This is a genomic window from Cryobacterium glucosi, from assembly GCF_004402235.1.
GTDB lineage: Bacteria > Actinomycetota > Actinomycetes > Actinomycetales > Microbacteriaceae > Cryobacterium > Cryobacterium glucosi.
The window spans coordinates 1-4,295 of sequence record NZ_SOFS01000010.1 but is presented as its reverse complement, the minus strand read 5'-3'; the positions used below and the strand labels follow the sequence as shown (position 1 = coordinate 4,295).

Below are 4,295 nucleotides of genomic sequence, written 5' to 3'. Positions count from 1 at the left end.
GTCATCTACTACAACGCGGGCACCTGGTCGGTCTACTTCGATGGCACCGCCCACGGCCTCACCACCGCCAACCAGGACCTGGACGCCTTCGATGTCCCGTAGCGAACAGCGTCGGTCGGCCGGTCGCTCCCGGCCGGCCGACGGAAGGAAGGACCCGCAATGATCACCGACATCCTGCCAGAGTCGAACACGCACCCGGAGTCGAACCCGGAAGAGCCGAAGGAGCGCCCCGGCCGTCGCCGGCTGGTCGCGATCGCCGTGGTCGCCGTCCTTCTTCTCGGCGCAAGCACAGCTGCTGCGTTCGCCTGGTGGCCGGGGCAGAAGGCCGATGTTCGCGCGGGCACCACCCTGGTCACCGCAGAGGGCATGGCGGCTCGGTACGGAATCGACGTCAACCTGATCGGAGTCACGGCGGCGGGCGGCCTGATCGAATTCCGCTACCAGGTCGTCGACCCCGACAAAGCCGACCGGATGATCCACGACACGACCCTGCTGCCCATCGTGGTCGTGGAGGACACCGGGGCGACCATGGTCATCTCCAGGCCCCACCACGCGTCAGAGCTCGAACTCGGGGGAACCTACTTCTTCCTGTTCGCCAACTCCCACAACGCCATTCACGCCGGTTCACTCGTGACCCTGGTCCTGGGCGACTCCCGGCTCGAGCACATCGAGGCCCGGGGATGAGCAGGTCCCGGCTCCGGGTGCGGAGCCGCGCGGCCGCGATTCTTCTCGCCGCCTTCGCGCTGGTCCTGTTCGGGGCATCGCCTGCCTGGGCCCACAGCGGCCTCGAGCGCTCCGATCCTCCCAATGGCGGTGTGATCTCCGTGGGCAGATCAGCACTCACCCTCTGGTTCACGGAAGCCATCGCAGCGGATGCCAGCACCTTCGAACTCCACACTTCCGACGGAGTGCGGGTCGTTGTGACGGCATCCGTGTCCGAGACGGATGACGGGGGCATCGTCAGAATCCACACGCAACCGCTCGAGAAGGCGACCTACCTGCTGGACTGGAAGGTGCTCGCCACCGATGACGGTCACACGTCCAACGGGTCGGTGTACTTCGGAGTCGGGACTCGCCCCACGGGAGTCGCCTCCGCAGCGGGCGGACTCCCCGATCTTCCCGGACTGCTGATCCGCTGGATCGACCTCTCCGCGATCATCCTCGGAATCGGTGCGATCGCCGTCTCCGGACGAGTACTCGGTTCGATGGGCGCGGCAGGGACAGCGCCGCGCCGGCGTTCACTCCTCATTGGAGCCCTCGCAACCGGCGTCGCGGTCGTCACCGGGGCACTCACCCCCTTTCTCCTCACCCAGCCGGGCGGTGGATCCCTGGGCGACTGGTTCGACGCCACCTGGGCCACCCTGACCGGCACCCCGTGGGGCTACCTGTGGTCGGGGCGGGAGATCGCGCTCGTGATCGCGGCAGCGACCCTGTACCGGGCGGCACGTTCGCGTCAGCCCGGCGGGCAGCTGCGCGTTGCCGTCGTCGCGCTCGTTGCCGTCGTCGGCCTGGAATCGTGGGCAGGTCACGCGTCAACCCTGCCCCGGGGATCCGCTCTGGCCGTCCTTGCCGCCGCTTCGCACCTGGTCGCCGCGGGAGTCTGGGCCGGTGGCCTTGCCATCCTTGCCCTGTGCCTGATCCCTCTGCTTCGCCGCAACCGGGACACCCGCGGCCCGATCCTCGCGTCGGCCTGGCGCGCGTTCAGCCCGATGGCCGCCATCGCAACCGTTGTCCTGGTTGCGACCGGGCTCTACGAGGCGGGCCTCCACATCCCCGACCTGAACAGCGTGGCTTCGACCGTCTACGGCGCCGTCGTCGCAGGAAAGCTTGTCCTGGTCGCCGCTGCCCTGATCCTCGCCGGGATCAACACTCTGCTCGTCAATCCCCGACTGGCCGCGCGGGTGGGCCGCGTCCTCGGCCGATCCGGCGGGTGGGCGCCGGTACCGCCCCGCCGATTCGCCGCCGTCGTCGGTGCCGAGATCCTCATTCTGGTCCTCGCGGTGGGTGCTGCCGGACTGCTCACCTCGGTTCCCACTGCCCGGGAGATCGCCTCGGCGACCCAGCAGACCACCCTGCACACGGCCACCGTCGACGGGCTCTTCGTCACGCTCGAGCACGTGGCGGCCGGACCGGACCGGAGCCGTCTGATCGTTCGGGCCCGTTCGATCGTCAAACTGGAGGCGCAGCCCGTCAGCGACGTCACGGTGACCCTCGCCGGCCCGACAGGAACGACGGGTGAGGTGATCCTCGAGCGGATCGAGCAGGGCCGTTTCGAAGCAGAGATAGCCCAGCCGACTGCCGGCGGCTGGAATGCGATCGTGGCCCTTGACCGGGACGGCCTCCCCACCGCGGTCGCGCAGGTCGACTGGACCGTCGCCGCCGCGAGCCCCGCGGATGCCCGCCCGCTGGAAGTGGTGACATCCGTTCTCGCCATCCTGCTGCTCGGAGCCATGCTGGGTGTCGTTATCGTCGCCCGTCGCCGGGTGCACGCCGCGGTTGCGGTTTCGTTCCATCCTGTCCGGGCCAGCGAAAACAGCGGGAGCAAACGATGAAGAAGACACTTGCCGTTGCGGCACTGGTCGCGCTGCTGGTCACGGGACTCGCCCCCGCGGCCTCGGCCCGGCCCGGCACTGCTCCCGGATCCGCCGACCTGGACCCCGGTCTTCAGGCGATCCTCGCCGCCCTCCCTCCCGGGGGCGTGACCACCGTGGTCGTGACCTTGCGCGACAGGGCCGACCTGAAGCGCGTCCGAGGCGGTACCCGTGCGGCTCGGTTGAAGGGCACCATCCAGGAGCTGACGGCCACCGCGAACGCCTCGCAGGTGCCGATCCGAAACCTGTTGCGGGCCAGGGCCGACCAGGGCACGGTCACCAGGAGCATCCCCCTCTGGGTGGTCAACGGGATCTCGGTGACCGCCACCGCAGACGTCATCCGGGACCTCGCCGAGCGCCCGGATGTCGCGAGCATCATCCCCGACGAAGTCAGGGTGGTTCCTTCCGTCGGGCTCCCGGAACCCGGCGTCGACAAGGTCAGCGCTCCGGCGTTGTGGAACCTGGGCTTTTCCGGGCAGGGCGTGGTGGTCGCGAGCCTGGACAGCGGCGTCGACGTCTCCCATCCGGACCTCGCAGGCCGATGGCGCGGTGGAACGGACAGCTGGTTCGACCCCTATGGCGAGCATCCCCTCACACCGACCGACCTCACCGGCCACGGCACGGCGACGACCGGCGTGATCCTCGGTGGGGATGCCGGCGGCACCTCGATCGGGGTGGCTCCCGGCGCCACCTGGATCGCCGCGAAGATCTTCAACGACAGGGGCGTGGCCACCGCTACGGCGATCCACCAGGCATTCCAATGGGTACTCGACCCTGACCACGATCCGAACACCCCGGACGCTCCCCAGCTCGTCAACGCGTCGTGGTCGATCGGCGCCGGCCCCGGGTGCGACCTCTCGTTCCAGCCCGACCTGCAGGCCCTGCGCGCGGTCGGCATCCTGCCCGTCTTCGCCGCCGGAAACTACGGCTCGGGCGCTTCCACCAGCGTCAGTCCGGCGAACTACCCCGAAGCCCTGTCCGTTGGTGCGGTCACCGTCAACGATCTGATCTACTCATCCGGCAGTCGCGGGCCATCCACGTGCGGCTCGCGGACCCGGATCTTCCCCGACCTCGTCGCGCCGGGCGTGAATATCCTCACCGATGATCGCTACGGCCTCTATCAGACGGCCTCTGGCACATCGATGTCTGCTCCGAACGCCACGGGCGCGCTGGCGCTGCTCCTCGGCGCCGTCCCGGGACTGACCACCGACCAGGCACAGGCGGCGCTCACAGCGACCGCGCTGGATCTCGGCCTCTCCGGCCCGGACCCGGCGTATGGAAACGGCCGGATCAACGTCCTTGCCGCCTACCAGTGGCTCAAGGAACAGCCCAGCGTTGTCGACCTCACCGGACCGGTGACGTCATCACCGGTCCTGACTCCGAATCCCAGCAACGGCACGGCCGATGCCACCCTGCACGCCACCGGAAGCGACACCACGACCGGGGGCTCCGCCATCGCGGCGGCCGAGTATTTCACAGACACCCTCGGCGCCGAGGGGACGGGGACGGCGATGAGTGTCACCCCCACCCCGCCGAGCGCCGGCCTGGACGCCGCGATCCCCGCGGCAAACCTCACCGCGCTCTCGGAGGGAAGTCACACCATTTCGGTGCATGCGAAGGATGCGGCGGGTAACTGGGGTGCGGTGGCGACGACGACCCTGGTGATCGATAAGGTCAAGCCTGCGGTGAGTGCGGTCACGGTGA

General features: G+C 69.2%; 3 protein-coding genes. All 3 read left to right on the top strand.

What is annotated here, in order from left to right; genetic code table 11:
• Nucleotides 1-159 precede the first annotated feature (159 nt).
• Nucleotides 160-684: a flagellar basal body-associated FliL family protein gene (locus E3O46_RS02630; protein ID WP_134558370.1), complete on the top strand. Its 525-nt coding sequence runs from the start codon at nucleotides 160-162 to the stop codon at nucleotides 682-684.
• Nucleotides 681-2,552, top strand: a complete 1,872-nt coding sequence (locus E3O46_RS02625; protein ID WP_134561049.1) for a copper resistance CopC/CopD family protein — start codon at nucleotides 681-683, stop codon at nucleotides 2,550-2,552. The genes E3O46_RS02630 and E3O46_RS02625 overlap by 4 nt, the downstream gene beginning before the upstream one ends.
• Nucleotides 2,549-4,295: S8 family serine peptidase (locus E3O46_RS02620; protein ID WP_166791010.1), on the top strand; the 1,747-nt coding region annotated here is incomplete at its 3' end. The genes E3O46_RS02625 and E3O46_RS02620, both read left to right, overlap by 4 nt.